The following is a 26,678-nucleotide window of genomic DNA, read 5'->3' on the forward strand; positions in this document are numbered from 1 at the left end:
CCCCCGCGGCCGAGCGGCCACCGCGGCCGGCGTCGCTGTACGACGCATGTCACCGGGTCTCGACGCGCTCGCTGGCGCTCGCTGCTCGACCACCGCCGAACGCTCAGACGTCGAGCCTCCTGACCGTCCGGGTGATGGTGTCGCCGTCGCGGGCGAGGAAGACGATGTGGCCGTACTCCAGCTCAGTCCAGTCCTCGCACTCCTCGGTGAGCGGCTCGGAGGCGAAGACGACGGAGGTCGCCTCCTCGACGGGTGTGACGTCCACGTCGTACGACGACTCGTAGTCCTCGAAGTTGCGGCCCGACAGCATGTACATCGGCTCCAGCAGCATCGACAGCGAGAAGTCGTCGGTGCCGGGGCCGGACTTCCGCAGCTGCTGCCAGTCGCCCTCGGGCCACGTCTCGCCGTGGTGGCCGGCCCCGACGTTGACGCCGACGATCCGGCCCGGCGCGACCAGCGCCATCTTGAGCTTGACCAGCGCGACGAGGTCGAGCTTCTCCATCGCCTCGACGACGAGCGCGAGCATCCGCTCGAAGGCGCGCTGCACGTCCTCGTCGCCGTCACCCTCCAGCAGCGAGAGGAGCAGGACGTAGAGGAGCTCGGTGTCGGTGTTGCCGCGCATCTGGGAGAGGTACTCGTCCGTGCAGTGCGCCAGCAGCTCGCGCTGCAACAGCTTCCAGCTCGGCAGGTCGCCGTTCTGGGCGACGATCCACGGGGTGCCCCGGTAGGAGAACGGGTGGCAGTTCTCGTCCACCAGCACCGTGCTCGCGTCGTACGCCGCCGCCCGGACGTGGGCGAGCAGCGTGCTGGCCTGCAGGCTCGGGATCAGGCTGTCGGCGTTGTCGTCGTAGAACGCCGCCATCGGCCGGCGGTAGATCAGCGGCTCGTCGGGCTTGAGCAGGTGCTCGCCCCACGCGCCGAACCCCCAGCCGGCCAGCTGGAGCAGCGGGTGCCGCTCGGGGTCGAGGGTCTGGTTGACCAGGCTGTTGTCCGGCTTCAGCAGCAGGCTCTCCAGCGGGATCTCGGGCCCGATGTAGGCAAGGACGCGGCACATGCGGTTCCCCTCACTGACGGACCCACGGTCCGCAGGGTGGTAGTGGTGGCACAGGGGCTCGTGTGGTCCTGCGCGGAGCCTGGGCCGGCAGCGGCGGCGCCGGCCGTCGTCACCCTAGGGCCTGGCGGGCGTCGCCAGCACCACGCCGACGTGCGGCGGCAGGTCGACCGAGCCGGTGAGCGTCGTACCGCTCAGCGCGTCGCCGGCGTACGTCGCCACCAGCACCTCACCGTGCGCGGCGACGCTCGCGGGGGCGTCGCTCAGGTTGACCACCAGCTCGACGTCACGGCGCCTCATCCGGAACAGCCGCGCGGTCTCGTCGACCTCGCAGGAGACCGAGGTGAAGGCCGGGTCGGTCAGGGCGGGCAGGCGGCGCCGCAGCGCGGCGAGCTCGCGGTAGAGCGCCAGCAGCCGCGCGTGCCGACCCGACGCACACTCGTCCCAGTCCAGCCGGGAGCACTCGTACGTCGCCGGGTCCTGCGGGTCGAGCACCTCGGCGGGGTCCCAGCCCATCCGGGCGAACTCGCGGACCCTGCCCTCCGCGGTGGCCTTGGCGAGCTCGGGCTCGGGGTGGCTGGAGAAGAACGCGAACGGCGTCGACGCGCCCCACTCCTCGCCCTGGAAGAGCATCGGCGTGAACGGTCCGCACAGGGTCAGCATCGCGGCGACGCCCTGCTGGTCCTCGTCGAGCGCCGGGCGGTCACCGCGGGCGCGGTTGCCGACCTGGTCGTGGTTCTGGCTGCACACCACGAGCCGCCACGTCGGCATCGCCGCGGTGTCCACCGGACGCCCGTGCCGTCGCCCGCGGAAGGACGACCACGTGCCGTCGTGGAAGAACCCCCGCTCGCAGACCTTCGCCAGGGCGGTGAGCGGTGCGAAGTCGGCGTAGTAGCCGCTGATCTCGCCGGTCAGCGCCACGTGGACGGCGTGGTGGAAGTCGTCGCTCCACTGCGCGTCGACGCCCTGGCCACCGGCCTCCCGAGGGGTCACCAGACGGGTGTCGTTCATGTCCGACTCCGCGATCAGCGTGAGCGGGCGCCCCAGGTGCGCCGAGCGGGCGGCGGTCTCGACCGCCATCTCCTCGAGGAGGTGCACCGGGGAGGTGTCCTCGAGCGCGTGCACGGCGTCGAGCCGGAGCGCGTCGACGTGCATGTCCTCGAACCACGTCGCGAGGTTGTCCAGCACGTAGCGCCGCACCTCCGGCGACCCCTCGCCGTCGAGGTTGACCGACGAGCCCCACGGGTTGGAGCCCTCGGCCTTGAGGTACGGTCCGAAGACCGGCAGGTAGTTCCCCGAGGGACCCAGGTGGTTGTAGACCACGTCCTGCACGACGCCGATCCCGGCCGCGTGCGCGGCGTCGACGAAGCGCTGGTACGCCGCGGGTCCGCCGTACGCCTCGTGCACGGCGAACCACGCGACGCCGTCGTACCCCCAGCCCCAGGTGCCGTTGAACGCGTTCACCGGCATCACCTCGACCAGGTCCACACCGATCGAGCGCAGGTGCGGCAGCCGCTCGATCGCCGCGTCGAGCGTGCCCTCCGGCGTGAAGGTGCCGACGTGCATCTCGTAGACCACCGAGCCGGCGAGCTGACGCCCGGTCCAGGTGCCGTCGGTCCAGGAGAACGCGCCGGGGTCCCAGGTGCGGGAGAGGCCGTGCACGCCGTCGGGCTGCCGCCGCGAGCGCGGGTCCGGCTTGGGCGTCGGGTCGTCGTCGACGAGGTAGCCGTACGACACCTCGCCCTCGGGCAGCGGCCCGTCCGGCACCCACCAGCCGTCGTCCGTCCGCGTCATGTCGAGAACGGCGTCGTCGAGCTGCAGCCGCACCCGCGACGGCGTCGGTGCCCACACCGCGAACCTGTGTCCTGAGCCTGTCGAAGGGGGAGCCATCACGACTCCCGCACCAGCAGGGCGACGGGCGAGTCGCCGAGCACGTCCGTGACGCGGGCCGAGCCGGAGACGACAGCCCCGCCGAGCGCGTCGCGCCAGGTCCCGTCCGGCAGGTCGACCGCCGTGTCACCCCAGCCGCCCACCGCGGCCAGCCCGAGTGGCAGCCGGGTCACCAGAGTGATCAGCCCGCCGCGGTCGAAGCCGACGAGGTGGTCAGCGGCCGCACCGGTGGCGGCGACGGGGGAGTAGCCGCTGAGCAGGTCCGGTCGGTCGCGCCGCAGGCGGAGCGCGGCTGCCGCGACCCGCTGCTTGGTGTTCTCGCCGGCCGCGAGGGCGGTGGCCGCCGCGGCGAAGTCGACCGGGCGCCGGTTGTCCGGGTCGACCAGCGAGAGGTCGCCGAGCTCGGAGCCCTGGTAGACGTCCGGCACGCCGGGCAGGGTCAGGCACAGCAGCTTGGCGGCCAGCGCGTTGCTCTCACCGGCAGGGCCGAGGCGCCTCAGGAGGTCGTCGAGCACCGCAGTGACCTCGGGGACGTCGTACGCCGCGTCGACCGCGGCGTGGACGGTGTCCTCGTACTCCTCGTCGACGTCGGTCCAGGTCGTCACCTCGGCGGCCTCGCGCATCGCCTTCTCCGCGTAGGCGTGCAGGCGCTCGCGCGACAGCGGCCACGCGCCGTACGCCGCCTGCCAGAGCAGGTTGCCGAATCCCGGGCCCGGCAGGGGTGCGAGCTCCAGCAACCGGGTCAGCGCAGACTCCCAGGTCTCGGGTGTCTCGGCGAGCACCGCGATCCGGGCGCGGACGTCCTCGCTGCGCTTGGTGTCGTGGGTGGACAGCGCCGTCATCGCGTCCGGCCACTCGGCCTGACGCCGGGCCATCTGCGCGTGGAGGCCCGCGGGCGTCAGCGAGAGCTGCGAGGGGTCACCGCCCACCTCGGTCAGCGAGGTGAGCGCGGACCAGCGGTAGAACGCGCTGTCCTCGACGCCCTTCGCCATCACCATCCCGCTGGTCTGCTGGAACCGCAGCGCGGCGGGCTGCGCCGGGTCGGCGAGCACCGCAGCGAGAGCGGCGAGGGTCTCGGCGAGCTCGGGACGAGCCTGCTCTGCCAGCGCGAGTGCGGTGTCGAGGTGCGCGCGGCCGGCGGGGAGGTACGAGCGGTACACCGGGAAGCTGGTCAGCACCTCGGCGACGGCGTCGGTGAGGACGTCGTGGTCCGCGAGCCCGTCCGGCAGCTCCCGCACGATCCTCCGGGTCTCGGCCAGGAGCGCGGTGTCGGCGACGTGCCGCTTGCGGGCGTGGACCAGGTCGCTCCAGCGAGCGGTCGCGCCGAGGCGGTCACGGTCGGCGGTCGGCTCACCGGGTCTCGACGTCCTCCCTCGCCGGGGCTCGGTCGGGCTCGACCGCCCGCTGGTCACCGCACTCGACCTCGCACGCAGCGAGGCGTCGAGACGCTCGAGCGCGGGGACACCGGCCGGGTCGGTCAGGACGCGGTCGATCAGGCCGAGGACGTCGTACCCGGTGGTGCCGTCGGTCGCCCAGCCGCGCTCGAGCTCCTCACCGGGCTCGAGGATCTTCTCCACGAGCGTGTACGAGGACCCCGTGAGTTCGGCGAGCCGGTCCAGGTATCCCGCGGGGTCGCGCAGGCCGTCGGGGTGGTCGATCCGCAGCCCGTCGACGAGACCCTCGTCGAACCAGCGACGCACCTCGGCGTGCGTGGCGTCGAAGACCACCGGGTCCTCGACCCGCAGTCCCGCCAGCGTCGTGACGGTGAAGAAGCGCCGGTAGTTCAGCTCGGCGTCGCCGCGGCGCCAGTCCACCAGCGCGTAGTGCTGCGCGGCGAGCGTCGACGTCCCGGGGGCCAGCGGGAACCGGTGCTCGTGGTAGGTCACCCCGGTCGGCCCGACCTCGATCGAGCCCTCGTCGCCCTCGCCGACGACCGGCACGAGGACCTTGCCCCCGCCGGCCCCCCAGTCCACGTCGAACCAGTCGGCGTACGCCGAGGCCGGCCCGTGCTCGAGCAGGTCCCACCACGCCGCGTTCACGTCCGGCGAGGCGACGCCCATGTGGTTCGGGACGAGGTCGACCAGCACCCCCATGCCGAGCCGGTGCGCCTCGGCAGAGAGTCGTTCGAGTCCATCCGCACCGCCGCGCGACGGGTCCACGAGAGCGTGGTCGACGACGTCGTACCCGTGGTCGCTTCCCGGCTCGGCGCGCAGCAGGGGGGAGAGGTAGACCCACCCGACGCCGAGGTCGTGCAGGTAGGGCAGGACGTCGGTCGCGGCGTCGAGGTCGAACGACGCCGTGATCTGCAGCCGGTAGGTGCTGGTCGGGGCTCGGCCGGGCGACGTCACGCGTCAGCCCTCCCCGCGGCGCTCGGCGGCCTCCGCCAACGAGGCCTCGACCGAGTGGTCGGCGACCACGACAGGTCCGGAGTGCTCGCGCAGGACCAGCATGGAGAACGCCGCGATCGTGGCGGCGGTCCCGGCCTGCAGCGGCTCCGTGCCCGGCGACCCGCCGGTGTGCAGGACGACGTCCCACGCGGCGGCGTACTCCTCCGGCGGCAGCGTGAGCGTCGCGTCCTCCGCCGCGGCGTTGAAGTACAGCAGGAAGTGGTCGTCGACCACCGGCTGACCGCGCTCGTCGGGACCGACGATGCCCTGGCCGTTGAGCCACATCCCGATCGCCTTCTCCTCCGGGTCGTCCCAGTCCTCGTCGGCCATCCGGGTGCCGTCCAGGTGCAGCCAGACGATGTCGTCGAGGCGCTCGCCGTCCTCGGTCAGGGCGGTGGTGCCGGTGAAGAAGCGCCGTCGCCGGAAGGTCGGGTGCTCGTGCCGGAGCGCGGCCACCGCGCGCGTGAACTCGATCAGCGGCTTGTCCGCCTCGTCCCAGTGCACCCAGGTCAGCTCGCTGTCCTGTGCGTAGCCGTTGTTGTTGCCCAGCTGGGTCCGCCCCAGTTCGTCACCGTGCGCGAGCATCGGCACGCCCTGGCTCAGCAGCAGCGTCGCCAGCACGTTGCGCTGCGCCCGGGCCCGGGCCTCGAGCACGCCCGCGTCGTCGGTCGGCCCCTCGACGCCCCGGTTCCAGGAGCGGTTGTGCGACTCGCCGTCGTTGTTGTCCTCGCCGTTGGCCTCGTTGTGCTTGTCGTTGTACGAGACCAGGTCGCGCAGGGTGAAGCCGTCGTGCGCGGTGACGAAGTTGATGCTGGCCACCGGCCGCCGCCCGGAGCGCTCGTACAGGTCCGAGGAGCCGGCCAGCCGGCTGGCGAAGTCGCCGAGGCTGGGCTCGCCGCGCCAGAAGTCGCGGACGGTGTCGCGGTACTTGCCGTTCCACTCGGTCCACTGCGGCGGGAAGTTGCCGACCTGGTAGCCGCCCGGCCCGACGTCCCACGGCTCGGCGATCAGCTTCACCTGGCTGACGACCGGGTCCTGCTGGACGAGGTCGAAGAAGGTGGCCAGCCGGTCGACGTCGTAGAACTCGCGCGCCAGCGTCGAGGCGAGGTCGAAGCGGAACCCGTCGACGTGCATCTCGGTGACCCAGTAGCGCAGCGAGTCCATGATCAGCTGCAGCGAGTGCGGGTGCCGCACGTTGAGGGAGTTCCCGGTGCCGGTGTAGTCGGTGTAGTAGCGCCGGTCGTCCTCCTCCAGCCGGTAGTACGCCGGGTTGTCGATGCCCTTGAAGCTCAGCGTCGGGCCGAGGTGGTTGCCCTCGGCAGTGTGGTTGTAGACCACGTCGAGGATCACCTCGATCCCCGCCTGGTGCAGGGTCTTCACCATCGACTTGAACTCCTGGACCTGCTGCCCGGTCTCGCCGGTGGCGGCGTAGTCGGCGTGCGGGGCCAGGAAGGCCAGCGAGTTGTAGCCCCAGTAGTTCCGCAGCCCCTTCTGCAGCAGCGTGTCGTCCTGCACGAACTGGTGGACCGGCATCAGCTCGATCGCGGTCACGCCGAGCGAGGTGAGGTGCTCGGTGACGGCGGGGTGCGCGAGTCCGGCGTACGTCCCGCGCAGCTCCTCGGGCACGTCGGGGTGCAGCATCGTCAGGCCCTTGACGTGCGCCTCGTAGATCACCGACTCGTTGAAGGGGACGGCGAGGCGTCGGTCGCCCTCCCAGTCGAAGTACGGGTTGGTGACGACGCCACGCACCATGTGCGGCCCCGAGTCGTCGTCGTTGGGCTGCTCGGGGTCGTCGAAGTCGTAGCCGAACAGCGACGGGTCCCAGGTGATCTGACCGCTGGTCGCCTTGGCGTACGGGTCGAGCAGCAGCTTGGCGGGGTTGCAGCGCAGCCCGCTGGCGGGGTCGTCGGGCCCGTGCACGCGGAAGCCGTAGCGCTGTCCCGGCTGCACCTGCGGCAGGTAGCAGTGCCAGACGAAGGCGTCGATCTCCTGGACCTCGACCCGGGTCTCGGTGCCGTCCTGGTCGAGCAGGCACAGCTCCACCCGCTCGGCGACCTCGCTGAACAGCGCGAAGTTCGTCCCTCCGCCGTCGTACGTCGCCCCCAGCGGGTACGCGGATCCCGGCCACACCTCGATCTCAGACATTGGAAGGATCCAAGCACACGGGTGCGCCCAGGCCGGCCACCCGCAACGACGGGCGCTCCGACAGGGCGAGGTCTCGACGCGCTCGCTGACGCTCGCTGCTCGACGACCCAGGGGATGCCAGCCCACCGCGGCCCCGACCACGTGTGCGGAGCCAGGCGCGGGTGGTCGAGCCCGAACCGAGCGCAGCGAGGGAGGACGTCGAGACCACCTGCACCCGTCCGGCAGCCGCCACCGACGACCTGGCGGGCCCCGGTGGCACAGTTTGCCCCATGGCGCAGACCCTGCACGAGCTGATGTCCGACACCGAGAAGCTGGCCGCCGCGGGGCTGCGTCTCGACCTCGCGGGGCCCGTGCTCACGGTCACGCTCGACCGGCCCGAGCGGCGCAACGCGATGACGCCCGCGATGTGGTTCGCCCTCGCCGACGTCGGGGCGTCGCTCCCCGAGGACGTCCGCGTCGTGATCCTCCGGGGGGAGGGAGCCGGATTCTCGGCGGGGCTGGACCGCGCCATGCTCACGCCGGAGGGCCCGGCCGGCGAGGAGGGCTTCGGTGCGCTGCTGGCGCGCGACGACCAAGGCGTCGCCGACGAGGTCGCGCGCTACCAGGAGGGGTTCGTCTGGCTGGCCGATCCCGGCATCATCTCGATCGCCCAGATCCACGGCCACGCGATCGGAGGCGGCTTCCAGCTCGCGCTCGCCTGCGACGTGCGGGTGGCCTCGACCGACGCGCTGTTCTGCATGAAGGAGCCCGCGCTCGGCCTGGTGCCGGACCTCGCGGGAACAAGACCGCTGGTCACGGCGGTTGGGCTGGCACGAGCCCTGGAGATCTGTGCGACGGCACGAAGCGTCGGCGCGGCAGAGGCCGAGCGGCTGGGCCTGGTCCAGCAGGTGGTCGAACCCGACGACCTGGGCCGGGCGGTCGCCGCGCTGGCGGCGGCGCTCAGTGCGCACCCGGCGGACGCCGTACGCCGCACGAAGTCGCTGCTCCAAGGAGCCGCAGGACGAACGCTCGACGAGCAACGGCTCGCCGAGCGCGAGGCGCAGGTGCCGCTGCTGCGGGCGCTGGCCGGAGGCACGACCTAGACGACACGCGAGGAGGTGGTCCGAGATGAGCGGGACCAGACCGGCCGGCATGGGCGGCCCGATGGGCCGCGGCTACCGCATCGACCGCTCGGCGGTCGACGCGAAGGTCAGCCGGAAGACCCTTCGTCGCGTCGCCGGCATCGCCGTACCGCACCGCGGGCTGATCGGCGTCTTCTTGTTCTTCACCGTCCTGGACGCGGCGATCACCGTGGTCAACCCGCTGCTCGTCGTCCACATCATCAACGACGGCATCCGGGAGCGGGACGGCTCGACGATCGCGTGGCTGGCGGGCGCCATGGTCCTCACCGCGCTGGTCGACGCCTCGTTCACGGTCATCAACGGCTGGCTCTCCTCACGGATCGGGGAGGGGCTGATCTACGACCTCCGTACCCAGGTCTTCGCCCACGTCCAGCGGATGTCGCTCGCCTTCTTCACCCGCACCCAGACCGGTGCGCTGGTCTCCCGCCTCAACAACGACGTGATGGGCGCGCAACGCGCCTTCACCTCGGTGCTCTCCAGCGTGGTGTCCAACTCGATCAGCGTGGTCGTCGTCGGCATCGCCATGCTGGCGCTGAGCTGGCAGGTCACGCTGGTGTGCCTGGCCACCTTCCCGCTGCTGTTCCTCGCCTCCCGCTGGGTGGGCAACCGGCTCGCGGGCCTGACCCGTGAGCAGATGGACGGCAATGCCGCCCTCGGCAACGTGATGACCGAGCGGTTCAACGTCGGTGGCGCCCTGCTGCTGACGCTGTTCGGCCGGCACGCCGACGAGGACCGCACGTACGCCGAGCGGGCCGACCGGGTGCGCGACCTCGGGGTGCGCATCACGCTCGTCGGGCGGGTCTTCACCGCCGCCCTGCTCCTCGTGCCGGCGCTGGCCACGGCGCTGGTCTACGGCATCGGGGGAGGCCTGGTCGTCTCCGGCGCCCTCTCGCTGGGCGCGCTGGTCGGCCTCGCCACGCTCCTGCTGCGCCTGCTCGGCCCGCTGCAGGGCCTGTCCAACGTGCGCGTCGACGTGATGACCGCGCTGGTCTCCTTCGACCGGGTCTTCGAGGTGACCGACCTGCCGTCGATGGTCCAGGACCGGCCCGGTGCCACCGACCTGCCCGCCGGTGCAGCGGCTGTCGAGTTCGACGACGTGTGGTTCCGCTACCCCCTCGCCGAGGAGGTCTCGCTCGCCAGCCTGGAGACCCTCGCCCGTCCCGAGGGATCAGCGAACCCGGACGTCCTCCGCGGCCTGTCCTTCCGCGCCGAGCCCGGCCAGATGGTGGCGCTGGTCGGCCCGTCCGGCGCCGGCAAGACGACGCTCACCCACCTCGTCGCGCGTCTCTACGACGTCACCGGCGGAGCGGTGCGTATCGGGACCGGTGGCGAGGACATGTCCGACGTACGCGACGTCACGCTCGACTCGCTGCACCGGACCGTCGGCTACGTCACCCAGGACGCGCACATGTTCCACGACACGATCGCGGCCAACCTGCGCTACGCGCGACCCGACGCGACCGACGACGACCTGTGGAGCGCCCTGGAGGCCGCCCAGATCGCACCGATGGTCGCAGGGCTCAGCGACGGCCTCGACACCGTCGTGGGCGACCGCGGGTACCGCCTCTCCGGGGGCGAGCGCCAACGGCTGGCCATCGCCCGCCTGCTGCTCAAGGCGCCGCCGGTCGTCGTGCTCGACGAGGCCACGGCGCACCTGGACTCCGAGTCCGAGCACGCCGTCCAGGAAGCGCTCTCCCGTGCCCTGGAGGGCCGGACCTCCCTGGTGATCGCGCACCGGCTCTCCACGATCCGCGACGCCGACCAGATCCTCGTCGTCGACGGCGGCAGGGTCGCCCAGTCCGGCACCCACGAGGAGCTGCTGGCCGCCGGCGGGCTGTACGCCGACCTCTACCGCACGCAGTTCCTCGACGACGTCAGCCCCGGGGTCAGCCCCTAGCGCTGCGGCTCCGGGTCGAGCAGCTCGTCGTCCTCGTCGCGGGCGCCGGCCTCGCGCTCGTCGCGGCGCCGGCGCACCTCGTCGACGACGAGGTAGCCGAACCCGGCGATGGCCAGCGCCCCGAAGAACCACCACTGGATGCCGTAGAAGAAGTGCGGGCCGTCGTCGAGCTCGGGGAGCTCGGGTCCGCCGAGCGCCTTGTCCGGGCGCGGGACCTGGCTGTCGGCGAGGACGAAACCGCCGTACGCGGGGTAGGGGAGGCGCTTGCCGATGACCGTGCTGGAGATGGCCCGGGTGGAGTCGTCCTCGACCGCGGTCGACCCGCCGGTGGCGTCGACCCTGACGTAGCCGGTCACCGTGACCAGACCCTTCTCGGCCGGGGGGAGTTCGGTGGGACGGGCGCCGGAGTTCTCGGTCGCCAGCCATCCACGGTCCACGACCACCGCGGCCCCGCCCTGGGTGCGCAGCGGGGTGACGACCTCGACGCCGGGCTGGCTGTCCCGCGTGCGGTAGCGGACCACGAGCGTGCGGGCGTCGTCGTACTCGCCGGTGACCGTGACGCGGCGCCACTCCCGGGAGGAGGGGAGCGGCTGCCCGACACGCATCACCTGGTCGACCGGGCTGGGCAGCTCGGCCACGTTGCGCTCGGTGACCGCGTTGTCGGCGCGACGCTCGTCGAGCCGGTGGAACTGCCAGTCGCCCAGACGGACGGCGAGGTAGGCCAGCGCGACCACGACCACGAAGAAGCCGATCCACTTGCGCGACAGCAGGAACCCCACGCCGCTCACGCTAGCCCGCCGCGCCCCGCCGCCCGTACGCCGCGGGCGCCCAACCGCGACCTAGACTTGTGAGCATGGGCACAGAGCTTCTCGACTCCCACGGCCGGGTCGCCCGTGACCTGAGGGTCTCATTGACCGACCGGTGCAACCTGCGGTGCAGCTACTGCATGCCCGCCGAGGGGCTCGACTGGTTGCCGACCGACGACGTCCTCACCGACGAGGAGGTCGTCCGCCTGGTCCGCATCGGCGTCGAGCGGCTCGGTGTGCGCGAGGTGCGGTTCACCGGCGGCGAGCCGCTGCTGCGCCGGTCGCTGCCCGAGATCGTCGCCGCCTGTGCGGCCCTGCAGCCCCGGCCCGAGCTGTCGATCACGACCAACGCGCTCGGCCTCAAGCGCAACGCGCAGACCCTCGCCGACGCCGGCCTCGACCGGGTCAACGTCAGCCTCGACACCGTGCGCGCCGACACCTTCGCCACCATCACGCGCCGCGAGCGCCTCCACGACGTGATCGACGGGCTGGCCGCCGCGAAGGCCGCGGGGCTCACCCCGGTGAAGGTCAACGCGGTCCTGCTGCGCGGGATCAACGACGACCAGGCGCCGGAGCTGCTCCGGTGGTGCCTGGACCAGGGCTACGAGCTGCGGATCATCGAGCAGATGCCGCTCGACGCCCAGCACGACTGGAGCCGTGCGCAGATGGTGACCGCGGAGGAGATCCTGGCGTCGCTGCAGTCGGCGTTCGTCCTCGAGCCCGCGGTCGAGCCGCGCGGCAGCGCCCCGGCCGAGCTGTGGACCGTCGACGGCGGCCCAGGGACCGTCGGGGTCATCGCCTCGGTGTCCCGCCCGTTCTGCGGCGACTGCGACCGGGTGCGGCTGACCGCCGACGGCCAGGTCCGCAACTGCCTCTTCGCGCGCGAGGAGTCCGACCTGCGCGCCGCGATGCGCTCGGGCGTCTCCGACGACGACCTCGTGGAGCGCTGGCAGCGCGCCATGTGGACCAAGCGGCCCGGTCACGGCATCGACGACCTGACCTTCCTGCAGCCCAGCCGGCCGATGTCCGCGATCGGCGGCTGACCCGCCGACCGCGTCCTCAGGACCCGACGGGCACGACGTCGCGCAGGAAACCCCGCGCGCCGAGGAAGTCGCTCAGGCTCTCCCGGTGCTCCGCGCACGCCAGCCACACCTTGCGCCGCTCCGGCGTGTGCAGCCGCGGGTTGTTCCAGCGGAGCTCGAAGGCCGCGTCGGCGCGACAGCCCTTCGCCGAGCAGGTCAACGCCTCCCTCTGGTCACCCATGGCGGCATTCTCGCGTGCCCGGCCGGGGACGCAGTCACCAGGGCCGACGGAAGCCAGTGAGTGCCGGGCGGCTACGGGGGGAGCCACCCGGCACTCGTCGTGCCCGGACGGGGGAGACCGGACACTCACTCACGATCATGTCATGTGTGACGTTGCGCGGCACGTCTTCGACCGCACGAGGAGCCGACTTCGTCCCTAGAGGTGAGTCACGAGCCGCCGGTGAGGTGACGGCGCTCGACACCCGGAGACTCCACCGCACCGGCCGGCGCGGGAGCGGTGACCGCGTTGGCCGCCACCACGGCGATGTACGGGAGCACCAGTGCGGCGCCGATGAGGACGTACAGCAGCCAGCCGTGGCCCACGAGGATGGCGCCGAGGAAGCAGACCACACGCAGCGACATCGACAAGAGGTACTTGCGCTGGCGACCGGCCAGCTCCTCGGCACGGCTCTGGGGCGCCGAGGTGACGTTGACGACCTCGTCGGTGCGCGCGCGTGCCATGGTCTCGAGCGTACGTCGGCCGCAGCTCCCCGCCACCACCCGGGACGGTAGGTCCACCGGGAGGCACCGACAGGTGGCATCCTGCGGAGTCCGCCGTACCCCTCAGCACAGGAGACCCGCATGTCCGACCGCACCTACCGCCTCTCCGAGATCGTCGGAACCTCCCAGGAGGGCATCGACGAGGCGATCCGCAACGGCATCTCCCGGGCGTCGAAGACCCTGCGCCACCTCGACTGGTTCGAGGTCGAGGGCGTCCGCGGCCAGGTCAAGGACGGCGAGGTCGAGCACTTCCAGGTGACCATGAAGATCGGGTTCCGCCTCGAGGACGAGTGAGCCCTTTTCGCCTACCGGCGGGTAGTCACTAGCGTCGCCCGGGTGACTGAACCACGCTCCGTGCTCGTGACCGGCGGCAACCGCGGCATCGGCCGGGCGATCGCCGAGGCGTTCCTCGCCCAGGGCGACAAGGTGGCGGTGACCATGCGCTCCGGCGACGCTCCCGACGGCGCGTTCGGCGTGGCCTGCGAGCTGACCGACCCCGCGTCGGTGGACGCCGCGTTCGCCGCGGTCGAGGAGCACCAGGGCCCGGTCGAGGTGCTGGTGGCCAACGCCGGCATCACCCGGGACACCCTGCTGCTGCGGATGAGCGAGGAGGACTGGTCCGAGGTCGTCGAGACCAACCTCACCGGCTCGTACCGCCTGGTGAAGCGGGCCGCCAAGGGCATGCTGCGGCTGCGCCGCGGACGGATCGTGCTCGTCTCCTCCGTCGTGGGGCTGCTCGGGTCGCCCGGCCAGGTCAACTACGCCGCCAGCAAGGCGGGCCTGGTGGGGATGGCGCGCTCGGTGGCCCGCGAGCTCGGGAGCCGGTCGATCACCGCGAACGTCGTGGCCCCGGGCTACGTCGAGACCGACATGACCGCCGCGCTCCCCGAGGAGCAGAAGTCGGCGTACCAGGCACAGATCCCGCTGCAGCGGTTCGCGGCCGCCGACGAGGTCGCCGCCGCGGTGACCTGGCTGGCCTCCGACGGGGCGGGGTACGTCACCGGGGCGGTCATCCCGGTCGACGGCGGCTTGGGCATGGGCCACTGAGGAAGAGGAGTACGACATGGGCATTCTCGACGGCAAGCGGATCCTGGTCGCGGGGGTCACGATGGACTCCTCCATCGGCTTCGCGACGGCCAAGGTCGCCCAGGAGCAGGGGGCCCAGGTCGTGGTCTCCAACTTCGGCCGCGCACTCGGCATCACCCGGCGCATCGTCAACCGGCTCCCGGAGCCCGTGCCCGTGGTCGAGCTCGACGTGACCGACGAGGACCACCTCGCCCGGCTCCCCGAGGCCCTCGGCGAGCACCTGGACGGGCTGGACGGCGTGGTGCACTCGATCGCGTACGGCAACCCGGAGACCCTGCTGGGCGGCAAGTTCGTCGGCGGACCGTGGCCCGACGTGGCGCAGGCGGTGCAGGTCTCGGCGTACTCCCTGATGTCGCTGACGCAGGCCTGCGCCCCGCTGATGAGCCAGGGCGGCTCGGTCGTCGGCCTGACCTTCGACGCGACCGTGGCCTGGCCGGCGTACGACTGGATGGGCGTGGCCAAGGCCGGGCTGGAGTCCTGCTCGCGCTACCTGGCGCGCGACTACGGGCCCCAGGGGATCCGGGTCAACCTGGTGTCCGCCGGTCCGCTGAAGACCCTCGCCGCGAAGGCGATCCCGGGCTTCGAGGACCTCGAGACGATGTGGGACGGGCGCTCGCCCCTCGGCTGGGACAACACGGACCAGACCCCGACGGCCAAGGCGGTCGTCGCGCTGCTCTCGGACTTCTTCCACGCGACGACCGGCGAGATCGTGCACGTCGACGGCGGCTACCACGCCATGGGGGCGTGAGCCTCGTCTCGACCGGCTCGTTCCGCACGCGGAGCGGTCGTCGGCCTGGGAGGCTCCTCGCATGACCGCCCGCACGCTCCTGCTGATGCGGCACGCCCGGGCCGAGGGCTTCGCCGACGACGACCACTCCCGCCGGCTGACCGAGAGCGGCGCCCGTGACGCGGTTGCGACGGGCCGGTGGCTGGCTGCCCACGCGCCGGCGGTCGACCTGGCCCTGGTCTCCTCCGCGGTGCGCGCCCGGGAGACGTTCGCCGGCGTGGGCGACGGAGCGTCCCTGGACCTCGAGCCCCACGTCGAGGACGCGATGTACGCCGCAGCCGAGGACTCGGCCCTCGAGGTGCTGCGCGCCGTTCCGGACGCGACCGGCACCGTGCTCTGGGTCGGCCACAACCCGACCGTCGCGATGCTCGCGCAGGCGCTCTCCGACGAGGACTCCGACCCCGACGCGCTGGTGTCGCTCACCCGGGGCTACCCGACCGCCGCGGTCGCCGTGCTCTCGCTCAGCGGGCCGTGGTCGAGCCTCGCGGCGGGGACGGCGCGACTGACGGCACTCCACGCACCGGACTGAGCGGTCCCGCTCAGACCGGTGGCGCCGGCGTCGTGATCCCTGCCTGTGCGTCGGCCCACTCGACCTCTTCGCGACTGATCCCGAGGAGGTAGACGATCGTGTCGAGGTACGGCACGTTGATCGCCGTCCGTGCCGCCTCGCGCACCCGGGGCTTGGCGTTGAACGCGATGCCGAGCCCGGCCGCCGCGAGCATGTCGAGGTCGTTCGCCCCGTCGCCGACGGCGACGGTGGCCTGCTCGGAGATGCCGGCCGCGCGCGCGAAGCGTCGCAGCGCGTCCGCCTTGCCGGCCCGGTCGACGACCTGACCCACGACGCGTCCGGTCAGCCTCCCGTCGACGACCTCGAGCTCGTTGGCCGCGGAGAAGTCGATGCCCAGGTCGACCGCGATCCGGTCGGTGATCTGGGTGAACCCGCCGGAGACCATCGCGAAGCGGTACCCCAGGCGCTTGAGGGTGCGCACCATCGTCCGGGCGCCCGGCGTGAGCACGAGGTCGAGGTACACCTGCTCCAGGACGGCCTCGTCGACCCCGGCCAGGAGGGAGACCCGCCGGCGCAGGCTCTCCTCGAAGTCCAGCTCGCCGCGCATCGCCTGCTCGGTGACCTCGGCGACCTCCGCCTCGCACCCCGCGTGGGCCGCGATCATCTCGATCACCTCGCCCTGGACCAGGGTCGAGTCGACGTCCATCACGACCAGCCGCGCACCTCGGGTGACCAGGCTCGCGGGCTGCACGGCCACGTCGACGTGCTGGGCGGCGGCCTCGGCCGCCAGCGCCACGCGCAGGTCGTCGGGGTCGGCCCCCGAGACGTGCAGCTCGATCGCCGTGACCGGGTAGCGCGCCATCCGCTCGATCCGGTCGATGTTCGCGCCGAGGGAGGCGACCCGCCCCGCCATCGCCGCGACCGCCTGGGAGGCGAGGGGGCTGCCGAGCACCGTGACCCGGGAGCGACCCTGCGGGCGGCGCGGGTTGTCCCCGGCGCCCTTCTCGACCTCGACCTGCATGTCGAGCTCGGCGGCGGCACGGCGTACGCGGTCCTCGAGGGCGCGCCACTCCCCGGGCGCGGCGACCAGCACGCCGAGCACCAGTCGACCGCGCAGCACGATCTGCTCGATGTCGAGGACGTCCACACCGTCGGTCGCGAGGCTGGCGAACAGCGAGGACGTGACACCAGGACGGTCCTTGCCGGTCAGCGTGATCAGCAGGGTGCGCGGGTCGCCACCGCTCGAGGCCGCAGGAGTCGTCGTCATCGCGGAGTCACGGTAGGGCATGACGGCGGCCGTACGAGAGACTCCGCCGGGCCGAGACCTGGCAGCGTCGCGTCACCGGCCGGCCCGGACTGTTATCTTCCGCACGTCTGTTTGCCCCTCCACCACCCCAGGGAGGTCGCCGTGCGGCGACTGCTCAGCTCCGGACTCGCAGCCGGTCTCATCCTCGCGTTCGCTCCTCTCGCGCAGGCGTCCTCGGCCCCTCACGTCACCACCGCCGCGAAGGCACCGTCGGCCGGCACCGCGGAGGGCAGCTACGCGGCTGTGGCTCCCGCGCGTCTCTACGACAGCCGTACCGCGATCGGTCGCCCGCTGCGCTCCGGTGAGGTCGTGACCGTGCCGGTCGCCGGCCGCTCGGGCGTCCCCTCGGCGAGCAACGTCGAGGCGGTCGTGGTCAACCTGACCGTCACCGGTCCGACGAAGCGCGGCGACCTCGCCGCCTTCCCGTCGAGCTCGACCGGAGCCGGCGTGTCCAGCCTCAACTTCGCCGCCGGAGACACCCGCGCCGCGCTCGCCACCGTGCCGGTCGGGGCGGACGGCGCGATCAAGGTGCGCCCGACGCTCCTCACCGGGGGCACCACCAGCGTGGTCGTCGACGTCCAGGGCTACTACGCCTCGGCCTCGGCGACGCCCGCGACGTCCACCGACGACTACTTCGGCATCCCGCCGACCCGTGTCGTCGACACCCGCGAGCCCGACTCGAACGGCGAGGTCTTCGGCCCGCTGCAGCCCTACGACGTCGTGGTGGTCGACATCGGCCTCGCCGAGGACGACACCACCGACCCCGACGACGTCGACGCGCTCGCCGTCAACCTGACCGCCGTCGGCCCGACCGCACCCGGCTACCTCGTCGCCTACGACGGGGCCGCCGACACCCCGCCCGACACCTCGAACGTCAACTTCAAGCGGGGCGAGACAACGCCGAACAACGTCGTCGTCCCCGTCCAGAACCTCCAGGACGACCAGGGCAAGTTCGTCCGCTTCGGCGTCGGCAACGGCAGCCAGGGCACGGTGAACGTCGTCGCCGACGTCGTCGGCGTCTACGCTCACGACTCCACCGGCGGGCTGCGCTTCGAGCCCCTGGACGCACCCGTCCGCATCACCGACAGCCGGATCAAGCAGGGTCTGGCGGCGCCGCTCGGTCCGCGCCAGACCGGCACCGTCACGGCGCCGAGCACCGTGGCCACCCCCGGTGGCGACGACACCGTCGGTGCGACGCGGTCACTCGTGGGGACGGTCACCGCGGTGAAGGCCACCGCCGCCACGTTCCTCACCGCGTGGGCGGCCGACGAGACCCAGCCCGAGGTCAGCAACCTCAACCCGGCCGCGGGCCAGACGGTCGCCAACCACGCCGTGATCGGGCTCTCCGACACCGGCGCCTTCAACCTCTACAACCAGAACGGACGTACGGACGTGCTCGTCGACGTCACCGGTCGTTTCACCGTGCCGACGGCGGACGCCAGCCGGAGCGACGGGGTGGCGGCACAGAGGCGCAGCGTCCATCGTGACGACTTCCGTCCCGGCGCCTCGACGCTGAGCCAGGGCAAGGGCACCTGGCGTCCCTGAGTCCGCCCGTCTCGCCGGCCGGCCCTGTCGCGCGACCGACAGCGGCCGGCCGGGTCGAGGCTCAACCGGAGCAGGCGGCCACCAGCGCGTGACGTGCTGAGCGCTCGAGCGGGTCGAGCGCCGATCGGCGGCGCTCGATCTCGGCCGCGCTGACCGCGGCGGACTCCGACTCACGAGCCAGGTCGACGATCGCCAGGCAGGTCACCGCGCGCTCCACGGCCGCGCGTCGGCGGGCGTCGTACGAGGGCGGGAGCGGCAGCGCGGTGCCGTCGCGCAGCGCCATCAGCGCATCGGCCACCTCGGGGCTCCAGCGGGCGACGTCGAGATCGACCAGCTGCGCGGTCGTGCGGTGCAGGTCCAGGCGGAGGGCCTGGCCCGCCTCGCCCGGGTCGAGCGGCCGCGGCGTCGCTGCCGGGCGGGCCAGCCACGTGACCGCCTCCTCGGCCTCCTCCGGTACGAGCGCGACGGCAACGTCCCCGGTGCGGACCAGCACGGCCTGACCGGCGTCGAGGGCGGCCGCGTTGACGTCCGCCGGGCCGGCGAGGCCCACCGGGTCCCCCGGGACCGGCAGGGCCAGACCGACCCAGCGGGCACCGCGGGCCCGGAGCTCGGCCACCGTCATGACCAGGGTGAGCGGGTCCGGGGCCAGGCCGGTCACCCGGTGGAGGACCTCGTCGGTGCCCAGGGCGTCGAGCATCTCCTCGGGGTGCGCCCCGCCGGACAGGCACGCGCCGAGCCAGCCGGCGAGCAGCGCGGAGACGGGCAGAGCGTGGTCGCGCGGCGTGCTCACGCCGGGAAGGCTATCCGGGGGCAGAACGGGACCAGCCGGGCGATAGGTTGGCGCCATGGACGTCGTCGACCTGCGCGCGGTCAGCATCCGCCGTGGCGAGACGACGCTGCTCGACCGGGTCAGCTGGACCGTGGCCGAGGACGAGCGCTGGGTCGTCCTCGGGCCGAACGGCGCCGGCAAGACCACGCTCATGCAGCTGTGCGCCGCACAGCTGCACCCGTCGGAGGGCGTTGCCGCGGTCCTCGGGGAGACGCTGGGCTCGGTCGACGTCTTCGAGCTGCGCCCCAGGATCGGGCTGACCAGCGCCGCGGTCGCCGACCGGGTGCCGCGCGGCGAGGAGGTGCGCGACGTCGTCGTCTCCGCGGGCTACGCGGTGATCGGCCGGTGGCGCGAGGAGTACGACTCCCTCGACCACGACCGCGCGGCGGAGCTGCTGGCCCAGGTGGGTGCCGAGAGCCTGGCCAGACGGACCTTCGGCACGCTCAGCGAGGGCGAGCGCAAGCGGGTGCTCATCGCGCGCGCACTGATGACCGACCCCGAGCTGCTGATCCTCGACGAGCCCGCGGCCGGGCTGGACCTCGGCGGACGCGAGCGACTGGTGACCACGCTCGGCGACCTGGCCGCGGACCCGGCGTCGCCGGCGACCGTGCTGGTCTCGCACCACGTGGAGGAGATCCCGCCCGGGTTCACCCACGGCCTGCTGCTGCGCGACGGCGCCGTGGTGGCCCAGGGGCCGCTCGACGAGGTGCTCACCGAGGAGCTGCTCTCGACGACGTACGAGATGTCGCTGCGGCTCGAGCGACACCTCGACGGACGCTGGGCGGCCCGGCGGCGTCCGACGTACTCGCCCGGACGACACGCGGCCGGTCGGTAGAGTCTGTCCATGGACTGGTTCCGCGACCACGTGTGGGAGACCTGGCTGATCGCCGGTGCGGCCCTCGCGGTCGTCGAGATGCTGACGCTGGACCTCATCTTCGGGATGCTCGCGGTCGGTGCGGGCGTCGGCCTGGTCGCCGCGGTGCTCGGAGCACCGGTCGTGCTGCAGTTCGTCCTGGCCCTGGCCTCCGCGGTCGGCCTGCTCGCCTTCATGCGACCCAGCCTGCTGCGGCGGCTGCACGGCGGACCCGACCTGATCACCGGACCCGCCAAGCTGATCGGCGCCCCGGTGCACGTCCTGACCGCCATGGGGCCGGGCCGGACGGGACGGGTCAAGCTCGACGGCGAGGAGTGGACGGCCGCGCCGTACGACGAGCTCGACGAGCTCGACGCCGGCGAGCGTGCCGAGGTGGTCGAGATCCGCGGCGCCACCGCGTACATCAGACGCGCCTGACCTCGCTGCGCGCGTCGGCACCGGGAACTGGTCGGCGCGACGTCGTAGGCTCACCGCACGCCGCCGGGTTTGGCACCATCCATCCCGTCACGTACCTGGGTCGTCGCCCGACGACACCACCCCGAGCCGAGGAGCCCTGCCATGGCAGCACTCATCGTCATCCTCGTCCTGCTGGTCCTCGTGGCCTTCGTCCTGGGACAGACGATCAAGATCATCCCGCAGGCCAGGGCGGGGATCGTGGAGCGCTTCGGCAAGTACCGCACCACCCTGAACCCCGGGCTGAACCTCGTCACCCCGTTCGTGGACCGGGTGCGCTACAAGATCGACCTGCGCGAGCAGGTCGTCTCCTTCCCGCCGCAGCCGGTGATCACCGAGGACAACCTGGTCGTCTCGATCGACACGGTCATCTACTTCCAGGTCACCGACCCGGTCGCGGCGACCTACGAGATCGCCAACTACATCTCCGCGGTGGAGCAGCTCACGATGACCACGCTGCGCAACATCGTCGGCGGGATGGACCTGGAGAGCACGCTGACCTCGCGCGAGGAGATCAACGGCGGGCTGTCGGGCGTGCTCGACGAGGCCACCGGCCGGTGGGGCATCCGGGTCGGCCGGGTCGAGATCAAGGGGATCGACCCGCCCCCCTCGATCAAGGACTCGATGGAGAAGCAGATGCGCGCCGACCGCGACAAGCGGGCCGCGATCCTCACCGCCGAGGGCCAGCGGCAGTCCGCGATCCTCACCGCGGAGGGCAACAAGCAGTCCGCGATCCTCAACGCCGAGGGTGACCGGGAGTCGACCATCCTGCGTGCGCAGGCGGAGCGGGAGTCCGCGATCCTCAAGGCCCAGGGTGAGGGGCAGGCGATCACCACGGTGTTCCAGGCGATCCACGACGGCCAGCCGGACCAGTCGCTGCTGGCCTACCAGTACCTCCAGATGATGCCCAAGATCGCCGAGGGCGACGCCAACAAGCTGTGGGTCGTGCCCTCCGAGATCACCAAGGCCCTCGAGGGCCTCGGGTCCGCCGTGCACCAGGTGGCCGGGATCCCGCAGAGCACCGGTGGGGTCAAGCACCGCATCGACATGGGGGCCGAGGAGCCGGAGACGCCCGACACCGACGCCGCGCGAGCGCAGGCCAACGAGGCCGTCCGCGAGGCGATTGCCGCGGCCGAGCAGTCCGAGCAGGGCGCCGGCGGACGCAGGAGCGCCCCGTCGACACCGGCACCGACCGACGTACCGGCGACGCCCTCACCCGAGGAGCCGGACGCCACGTGAGTGAGCCCCGCCGGGGCGGAGGCGCATGATCTCCTCCGCCCTGGAGGCGGTGGCCGTCCTGCTCGCCGGTGTGGCAGCCGGCACGATCAACGCGGTGGTCGGCTCGGGCACGCTGGTCACGTTCCCGGTGCTGCTCGCGGCCGGCCTTCCACCGGTCACGGCGAACGTCTCCAACAACCTCGGGCTCGTGCCCGGCAGCCTCTCCGCGGTCCTCGGGCACCGCCGTGAGCTCGTCGGTCAGGGACGGCGCGTCCTGCGCTACGGCATCGCCTCGCTGCTGGGGAGCGTGCTCGGTGCGCTCCTGCTGCTGCGCCTGCCCGCGGGTGCGTTCGACGCGGTCGTCCCGGTGCTCGTGGGCGTCGGTGTGCTGCTGGTGATCCTCGGACCACCGCTCCAGCGACGGGTCGCCCGTCGCAAGGCCGAGCGCGGCGGCACGGGTCACGAGAACCCGTGGTGGCTGTGGCCCGCCGTCCTCGGGACCGGCGTGTACGGCGGCTACTTCGGCGCTGCGCAGGGCGTCATCCTGCTCGCCATGCTCGGCATCGGGATCGCCGACACCGTGCAGCGGCTCAACGGCGTCAAGAACGCCCTCGCCCTGGTCGCGAACGCGGTCGCTGCGGTCGTCTTCCTCGTCGTCGCCGAGGAGATCGACTGGTGGGCAGTCCTGGTGATCGCCGTCGGCTCGGCGATCGGCGCCCAGCTGGGCTCCGTCGTGGCCCGACGGCTGCCGCCCGTCGTCTTCAGGGCGGTCATCGTCGCCGTGGGCGTGGTGGCGATCGTCGTCCTGCTGGTGACGTGAGCTCAGTCGCCGACCGGCACCCGCGCGCCGCGGCGGAACGTCCCCGCCAGGGCGAGAGCACCGGTCACGGCCGCTGCGCCCGCGACTCCCGCGGCGAGTGCGCTGGTCGAGCGGGGGAGGGAGCCGTCGTTGCCGCCGGCGACCCCCGCCGCCACGTCGGCGCCGTCGACGGCGACTCCGACCGCCAGGAGGGCCCGACGCGCGGTGCCCCGCGAGGCCAGGGTGAGGACGCCGAGTGCGACCTCGCGAGAGCCGAACATGCGCGTCATGTACCCGAGCTGCGGGTTGCTCGCAGCGTCGAGCCCGAAGGCCTTCGCTGCCAGGTCGGGTCGGGCGAGGGAGACGGCGCCCAGGCCGACACGGCCCAGGCTGAGGACGACCACGGGATTCATGGCGCAGAACCTAGCCTGGGCCCGGCCGTGGACCGCGGCACGGGCGGTCAGCGGTCGACGTACGCCCCGACCCACCGGTCCAGCTCGGCGTAGACGTGGTCGCGTCCCGGGGCGCGGGAGAGATAGACGTCGTGCATCGCCCCCGGCACCTGCGCCAGGGTCACGTGGCGCCCCAGGGCAGGCGTCCACCGCCGGATCTGCTCGACGTCGAGCACGACGTCGGTCTCGAACACCTCGGGGCCCATCACCACGTCTGAGCCCGTACGGTCCGAGCCGAGCACCAGCACCGGCGCCGCGAGGTCCAGCCCACGGTGCAGCTCGGCGTGGGCGCGCCGGATCGCGCGCAGCCAGCCGAAGCGGGTCGGGAAGCTGTCCAGCGGCTTCCAGGTCAGGTCGAAGTCCCACTCCCCGTCGTGGTCGCGGTGCAGGCTGCGGGCGTAGTTGCCCGACACCTCGCGCTCGAGCACCCGCCTCGGGTCGACCCGTCCGACGACGTCGATCAGACGGGTGCCGACCGTGCGCTGCCACGACGGACCACGCAGCTCCAGCCACGGCGAGTTCAGTACGCAGCCGATGACGGGCAGCGCCGGTCGGCGCCGCCACCACAGCGGGACGACCAGCCCGCCGGTCGAGTGGCCGCTGAGCACGAGTGGGCGGTCGTCGCCGATCACCGCCACTGCGGCGTCGAGGTCCTCGTCGTACGTCCGCAGGTCTGCGACGTACGTCGGCGTCTGGTGCGGCAGCCAGGACCGCCCGTACGCGCGCAGGTCGACCGCGTAGAAGTCCCAGCCCCGGTCGACCCACCACTGCGCCAGTCCGGTCTGGAAGAAGTAGTCCGCGAAGCCGTGCACGTGCAGCACGGCCCCGCGCGCCTCACCGCCCGGGACCAGCCGGCGGACGAGGGTCGCCACGGCCGGACCCTCGCTGTCGGGGGTGAGCGGCAGGGTGCGCGACTCGTACGGCGCCCCCAGGACGTCGGGCCGCCAGTCCTCGCTCACGCCGGCGATCCTGACACGCGCGAGGGGCGCCCCGACCGGCCGGTCGGGGCGCCCCTCGTCGAGACGAGCGCGCTCAGATGACGCCCTCGGGCTCGGTGGGGTGCGGAGCCGGCGGGTCCGCCTTGCCCGCGGTGACCGTCTCCTCGATCTTCTTGCCGGTCTCCGGGTCGACGTTCTTCCAGTACTCGAACACCAGCGGCAGGAGCCGGTCGCTCACACCGCCGAGGATGTGACCGGAGACGTTCTGCACGAACCGCTCGCGCTGCTCGTCGTTCCACACCTCGCGGACGAGCGCGCCGGGCTGGCTGAAGTCGTCGTCCTCGGGGCGCAGGGAGTACGCCTCGCGCACCATCTCGCCGTCCGCCTCCCAGCCGTCCTCGACGCCGCCGGTGAGGTCGGAGTAGCCCCGGCCGTAGGTGTTCGGCGCGTAGACGGGCTGGTCGCCGGAGTGGTCGTAGGCCATCGGGCCGTCGAAGGTGTACGTGTTCTGACCCTCGGTGTGCTTGGCCCGGTTGACCGGCAGCTGGTGGTAGTTCGGCCCGATCCGGTAGCGGTGCGTGTCGGCGTACGCGAACACGCGGCCCAGCAGCATCTTGTCGGGGGAGAACCCGATCCCCGGGACGACGGCGCTCGGCTCGAAGGCCGCCTGCTCGATCTCGGCGAAGTAGTTCTCCGGGTTGCGGTCCAGGGTCATCGTGCCGACCTTGATCAGCGGGTAGTCCTTGTGCGACCAGGTCTTGGTGAGGTCGAACGGGTTGACCCGGTAGGTCTTCGCGTCCTCGTACGGCATCACCTGCACGTGCAGCTGCCAGGTGGGGAAGTCGCCACGGTCGATGGCGTCGGAGAGGTCGCGGCGGTGGAAGTCGGAGTCCTCGCCGGCGATCTGGTCCGCCGAGGCCTGGGTGAGACCCTTGACGCCCTGGTCGGAGATGAAGTGGTACTTGATCCAGGACTTCTCACCGGCCTCGTTGACCCACATGAAGGTGTGGCTGCCGTAGCCGTTCATGTGCCGCCAGGAGCGCGGGACACCACGGTCACCCATCAGGTACGTCACCTGGTGCGCCGACTCGGGGGTCTGTGTCCAGAAGTCCCACTGCATGTCGTTGTCGCGCAGCCCGGTGCCGCCACGGCGCTTCTGCGAGCGGATGAAGTGGGGGAACTTCATCGTGTCGCGCACGAAGAAGACCGGGGTGTTGTTGCCGACCAGGTCGTAGTTGCCCTCGGTCGTGTAGAACTTCAGCGAGAAGCCACGCGGGTCGCGCCACGTGTCGGGCGAGCCCTGCTCGCCGGCGACGGTGGAGAACCGCGCCAGCATCTCGGTCTTCACACCGGGCTGGAACAGCGCCGCCTTGGTGTACGCCGAGACGTCCTCGGTGGTCTCGAACGTGCCGAAGGCACCCCCGCCCTTGGCGTGCACGTTGCGCTCCGGCACGCGCTCGCGGTTGAAGTGCGCCATCTGGTCGAGGAAGTGGTGGTCGTGGAGCAGGATCGGCCCGGTGTCACCGAGCGTCAGGGAGTTGCGGTCGCTCGGCGCCGGGGCGCCGGTGACGGTGGTCGAGCCCTGCAGGTTCGCCGTCTCGGTCATGGGCGTGCTCCTTCTTCGGTGGGGTCGGTCGAACTCGTGCCGGCGGTACCGGCGGTCTGGTGGGAATGCTCGCGCTGGCAGTCGGGGCACAGGCCCCAGTAGATGACCTCGGCCTCGTCGATCACGAAGCCCTCGAAGCCGCTCGTGTGGGGTGCGGGATCGGCGTCGAGGCACGGGGCCGAGCCGGTCGCGCACTCGACGTCGTGCATCGCCCCGCAGGAGCGGCACACGGCGTGGTGGTGGTTGTCGCCGGTGGCGAGCTCGTAGCGCGCCACGGCACCGGCCGGCTGGATCCGTCGTACGACGCCGCGGGCGGTGAGGGTGTTCAGCACGTCGTACACGGCCTGGACGGAGACGGCGCGACCACCGGTCGCCACGTCTGCGCGGTCACGGACCAGGTCGATGACCGCTTCGGCCCGCGAGTGGGGCTCCGAGCGCAGGACCTCGATCACCGCGGAGCGCTGTCGCGTGACGCGCAGCCCGTGCTCACGCAGCAGGTCGGACGGATCGAGGTGGCTCACACCCACGACACAAGCACGCGATCTGGAACGGGTCAAGAAAACCCGCCCGCGCCGTCGCCCCACCCCACGATTTCCTCCCGAGGGGTGGGCCGACGGCCGACCTCAGTGCTGGTACGTACCGGCGACGATCGCGCGTCCGGCGGTCTTGAACGCCAGGTTGAACGACACGACGGCCGGCGAGGTGTCGGCGTCGACACCCAGGCTCTCCTCCGTCACCGCGTGGACCACGAAGTAGTAGCGGTGCACCTGGTCGCCGGGCGGGGGAGCCGCGCCGGCGAAGGCGTGCGCGCCGGTGTCGGCACGGCACATGAAGGCGTTGCCCGGCAGGTCGGCGCCCTCGGCCCCGGCGCCGGCCTCGAGCGAGGTGGTGTCGGCGGGCAGGTCGACCAGCACCCAGTGCCAGAAGCCCGACGGGGTGGGCGCGTCGGGGTCGAAGCAGGTGACGGTGAACGACTTGGTGCCCTCCGGCACGTTGCTCCAGGTCAGCTGCGGCGAGGAGTTGCCGCCGTCCGCCACCTGGTCGTCCTTGAGCGGCTGCCCCGAGGTGACGTCGTCGCTGCTGACGTCGAACGACGGCACGGCTGGGAGCAGCTCGTACGGGTCGGGGGTGACGGGACGGTCGAGACTCATCGTCGTACTCCTTCGGTGGACGGACAG

At 72.3% G+C, this 26,678-nt stretch carries 26 protein-coding genes; 12 read left to right on the forward strand and 14 right to left on the reverse strand.

The genetic code is table 11. The annotated features are described in order from the left end of the window. Window positions 1-103: 103 nt before the first annotated feature. The 4 genes from IEX42_RS02080 to glgX all read right to left on the reverse strand — a co-directional run bounded on the left by IEX42_RS02080 (window position 104) and on the right by glgX (window position 7,473). Window positions 104-1,054, reverse strand: a complete 951-nt coding sequence (locus tag IEX42_RS02080; RefSeq protein WP_188777802.1) for a class II glutamine amidotransferase — start codon at window positions 1,052-1,054, stop codon at window positions 104-106. Between the two features lie 114 nt (window positions 1,055-1,168). After that, a complete protein-coding gene (gene treZ / locus IEX42_RS02085) occupies window positions 1,169-2,902 on the reverse strand; it encodes a malto-oligosyltrehalose trehalohydrolase (RefSeq protein WP_229660515.1) in 1,734 nt (577 codons plus the stop codon). Between the two features lie 38 nt (window positions 2,903-2,940). Continuing rightward, the gene (locus IEX42_RS02090) at window positions 2,941-5,289 is read right to left on the reverse strand and encodes a malto-oligosyltrehalose synthase (RefSeq protein WP_229660516.1); all 2,349 of its coding nucleotides are present in this window, start codon (window positions 5,287-5,289) and stop codon (window positions 2,941-2,943) included. A 3-nt stretch (window positions 5,290-5,292) separates the two neighbouring features. Further along, on the reverse strand, window positions 5,293-7,473 hold the full coding sequence (glgX, locus tag IEX42_RS02095) for a glycogen debranching protein GlgX (protein ID WP_229660517.1): 2,181 nt from the start codon (window positions 7,471-7,473) through the stop codon (window positions 5,293-5,295). 269 nt (window positions 7,474-7,742) lie between these two features. On the opposite strand from glgX, the gene IEX42_RS02100 reads away from it, so the two are divergent. Next, window positions 7,743-8,555, forward strand: a complete 813-nt coding sequence (locus tag IEX42_RS02100; protein ID WP_188777806.1) for an enoyl-CoA hydratase/isomerase family protein — start codon at window positions 7,743-7,745, stop codon at window positions 8,553-8,555. 25 nt (window positions 8,556-8,580) lie between these two features. Next, complete coding sequence (locus IEX42_RS02105) at window positions 8,581-10,491, forward strand: ABC transporter ATP-binding protein (protein WP_229660518.1); 1,911 nt, start codon at window positions 8,581-8,583, stop codon at window positions 10,489-10,491. Here IEX42_RS02105 and IEX42_RS02110 read toward each other — a convergent pair. Beyond that, window positions 10,488-11,270 carry an SURF1 family cytochrome oxidase biogenesis protein gene (locus IEX42_RS02110; RefSeq protein ID WP_188777809.1) on the reverse strand — a complete coding sequence of 261 codons (783 nt, stop codon included), beginning with the start codon at window positions 11,268-11,270 and terminating at the stop codon, window positions 10,488-10,490. The two genes, IEX42_RS02105 and IEX42_RS02110, sit on opposite strands and share 4 nt — an antisense overlap. 74 nt (window positions 11,271-11,344) lie before the next feature. On the opposite strand from IEX42_RS02110, the gene moaA reads away from it, so the two are divergent. Next, entirely contained in the window at window positions 11,345-12,340 is a 996-nt protein-coding gene (gene moaA, locus IEX42_RS02115) for a GTP 3',8-cyclase MoaA (RefSeq protein ID WP_188777811.1), read from the forward strand. A 16-nt stretch (window positions 12,341-12,356) separates the two neighbouring features. Here moaA and IEX42_RS02120 read toward each other — a convergent pair whose 3' ends face one another. Together IEX42_RS02120 and IEX42_RS02125 are read right to left on the reverse strand one after the other, a co-directional pair. Next, on the reverse strand, window positions 12,357-12,560 hold the full coding sequence (locus IEX42_RS02120; RefSeq protein ID WP_188777813.1) for a hypothetical protein: 204 nt from the start codon (window positions 12,558-12,560) through the stop codon (window positions 12,357-12,359). A gap of 206 nt (window positions 12,561-12,766) precedes the next feature. Continuing rightward, on the reverse strand, window positions 12,767-13,060 hold the full coding sequence (locus IEX42_RS02125; protein ID WP_188777815.1) for a DUF3099 domain-containing protein: 294 nt from the start codon (window positions 13,058-13,060) through the stop codon (window positions 12,767-12,769). A 120-nt stretch (window positions 13,061-13,180) separates the two neighbouring features. Here IEX42_RS02125 and IEX42_RS02130 point away from each other — a divergent pair, with 120 nt between their 5' ends. From IEX42_RS02130 to IEX42_RS02145, 4 genes are all read left to right on the forward strand, one after another. After that, the gene (locus tag IEX42_RS02130) at window positions 13,181-13,393 is read left to right on the forward strand and encodes a dodecin (protein ID WP_188777817.1); all 213 of its coding nucleotides are present in this window, start codon (window positions 13,181-13,183) and stop codon (window positions 13,391-13,393) included. Between the two features lie 42 nt (window positions 13,394-13,435). After that, window positions 13,436-14,146: a 3-oxoacyl-ACP reductase FabG gene (gene fabG / locus IEX42_RS02135; RefSeq protein WP_195826169.1), complete on the forward strand. Its 711-nt coding sequence runs from the start codon at window positions 13,436-13,438 to the stop codon at window positions 14,144-14,146. 16 nt (window positions 14,147-14,162) lie between these two features. After that, window positions 14,163-14,933, forward strand: coding sequence for an enoyl-ACP reductase FabI (gene fabI / locus IEX42_RS02140; protein ID WP_188777819.1), 771 nt, complete (start codon window positions 14,163-14,165; stop codon window positions 14,931-14,933). Between the two features lie 61 nt (window positions 14,934-14,994). After that, window positions 14,995-15,501, forward strand: coding sequence for a SixA phosphatase family protein (locus tag IEX42_RS02145; protein ID WP_188777821.1), 507 nt, complete (start codon window positions 14,995-14,997; stop codon window positions 15,499-15,501). A gap of 10 nt (window positions 15,502-15,511) precedes the next feature. Here IEX42_RS02145 and serB read toward each other — a convergent pair whose 3' ends face one another. Further along, window positions 15,512-16,747, reverse strand: coding sequence for a phosphoserine phosphatase SerB (gene serB, locus IEX42_RS02150; RefSeq protein ID WP_188777822.1), 1,236 nt, complete (start codon window positions 16,745-16,747; stop codon window positions 15,512-15,514). Window positions 16,748-16,888: 141 nt separating this feature from the next. Between serB and IEX42_RS02155 the strand changes: the two genes are divergently transcribed. Further along, window positions 16,889-18,331 carry a hypothetical protein gene (locus IEX42_RS02155; protein ID WP_188777824.1) on the forward strand — a complete coding sequence of 481 codons (1,443 nt, stop codon included), beginning with the start codon at window positions 16,889-16,891 and terminating at the stop codon, window positions 18,329-18,331. Between the two features lie 61 nt (window positions 18,332-18,392). Here the strand turns inward: IEX42_RS02155 and IEX42_RS02160 are convergent, their stop codons facing one another. Then, entirely contained in the window at window positions 18,393-19,121 is a 729-nt protein-coding gene (locus tag IEX42_RS02160; RefSeq protein WP_188777826.1) for an Rv1486c family protein, read from the reverse strand. 55 nt (window positions 19,122-19,176) lie between these two features. Between IEX42_RS02160 and IEX42_RS02165 the strand changes: the two genes are divergently transcribed. The 4 genes from IEX42_RS02165 (at window position 19,177) to IEX42_RS02180 (ending at window position 22,525) form a co-directional block, all read left to right on the forward strand. Continuing rightward, window positions 19,177-19,995 carry an ABC transporter ATP-binding protein gene (locus IEX42_RS02165; RefSeq protein ID WP_188777828.1) on the forward strand — a complete coding sequence of 273 codons (819 nt, stop codon included), beginning with the start codon at window positions 19,177-19,179 and terminating at the stop codon, window positions 19,993-19,995. A gap of 9 nt (window positions 19,996-20,004) precedes the next feature. Then, window positions 20,005-20,451 (forward strand): NfeD family protein, encoded by a 447-nt coding sequence (locus IEX42_RS02170; protein ID WP_188777830.1) that lies wholly within the window; start codon window positions 20,005-20,007, stop codon window positions 20,449-20,451. 141 nt (window positions 20,452-20,592) lie between these two features. After that, window positions 20,593-21,726 carry an SPFH domain-containing protein gene (locus IEX42_RS02175; RefSeq protein ID WP_188777832.1) on the forward strand — a complete coding sequence of 378 codons (1,134 nt, stop codon included), beginning with the start codon at window positions 20,593-20,595 and terminating at the stop codon, window positions 21,724-21,726. A gap of 25 nt (window positions 21,727-21,751) precedes the next feature. Next, window positions 21,752-22,525 carry a sulfite exporter TauE/SafE family protein gene (locus tag IEX42_RS02180; protein WP_188777834.1) on the forward strand — a complete coding sequence of 258 codons (774 nt, stop codon included), beginning with the start codon at window positions 21,752-21,754 and terminating at the stop codon, window positions 22,523-22,525. A 2-nt stretch (window positions 22,526-22,527) separates the two neighbouring features. Here IEX42_RS02180 and IEX42_RS02185 read toward each other — a convergent pair whose 3' ends face one another. From IEX42_RS02185 to IEX42_RS02205, 5 genes are all read right to left on the reverse strand, one after another. Beyond that, on the reverse strand, window positions 22,528-22,917 hold the full coding sequence (locus IEX42_RS02185) for a DUF4267 domain-containing protein (RefSeq protein WP_188777836.1): 390 nt from the start codon (window positions 22,915-22,917) through the stop codon (window positions 22,528-22,530). 47 nt (window positions 22,918-22,964) lie between these two features. Further along, window positions 22,965-23,915: an alpha/beta hydrolase gene (locus IEX42_RS02190; protein ID WP_229660519.1), complete on the reverse strand. Its 951-nt coding sequence runs from the start codon at window positions 23,913-23,915 to the stop codon at window positions 22,965-22,967. Window positions 23,916-23,988: 73 nt separating this feature from the next. Continuing rightward, window positions 23,989-25,500 carry a catalase gene (locus IEX42_RS02195; protein WP_188777837.1) on the reverse strand — a complete coding sequence of 504 codons (1,512 nt, stop codon included), beginning with the start codon at window positions 25,498-25,500 and terminating at the stop codon, window positions 23,989-23,991. Then, window positions 25,497-26,021 carry a Fur family transcriptional regulator gene (locus IEX42_RS02200; protein ID WP_229660520.1) on the reverse strand — a complete coding sequence of 175 codons (525 nt, stop codon included), beginning with the start codon at window positions 26,019-26,021 and terminating at the stop codon, window positions 25,497-25,499. Before IEX42_RS02200 ends, IEX42_RS02195 begins: the two co-directional genes overlap by 4 nt. Before the next feature lie 102 nt (window positions 26,022-26,123). Next, window positions 26,124-26,651 (reverse strand): YbhB/YbcL family Raf kinase inhibitor-like protein, encoded by a 528-nt coding sequence (locus IEX42_RS02205; RefSeq protein WP_188777839.1) that lies wholly within the window; start codon window positions 26,649-26,651, stop codon window positions 26,124-26,126. Window positions 26,652-26,678 lie beyond the last annotated feature (27 nt).

The organism is Marmoricola endophyticus, assembly GCF_014644415.1.
In the GTDB taxonomy this organism is placed as follows: Bacteria; Actinomycetota; Actinomycetes; order Propionibacteriales; family Nocardioidaceae; genus Marmoricola; species Marmoricola endophyticus.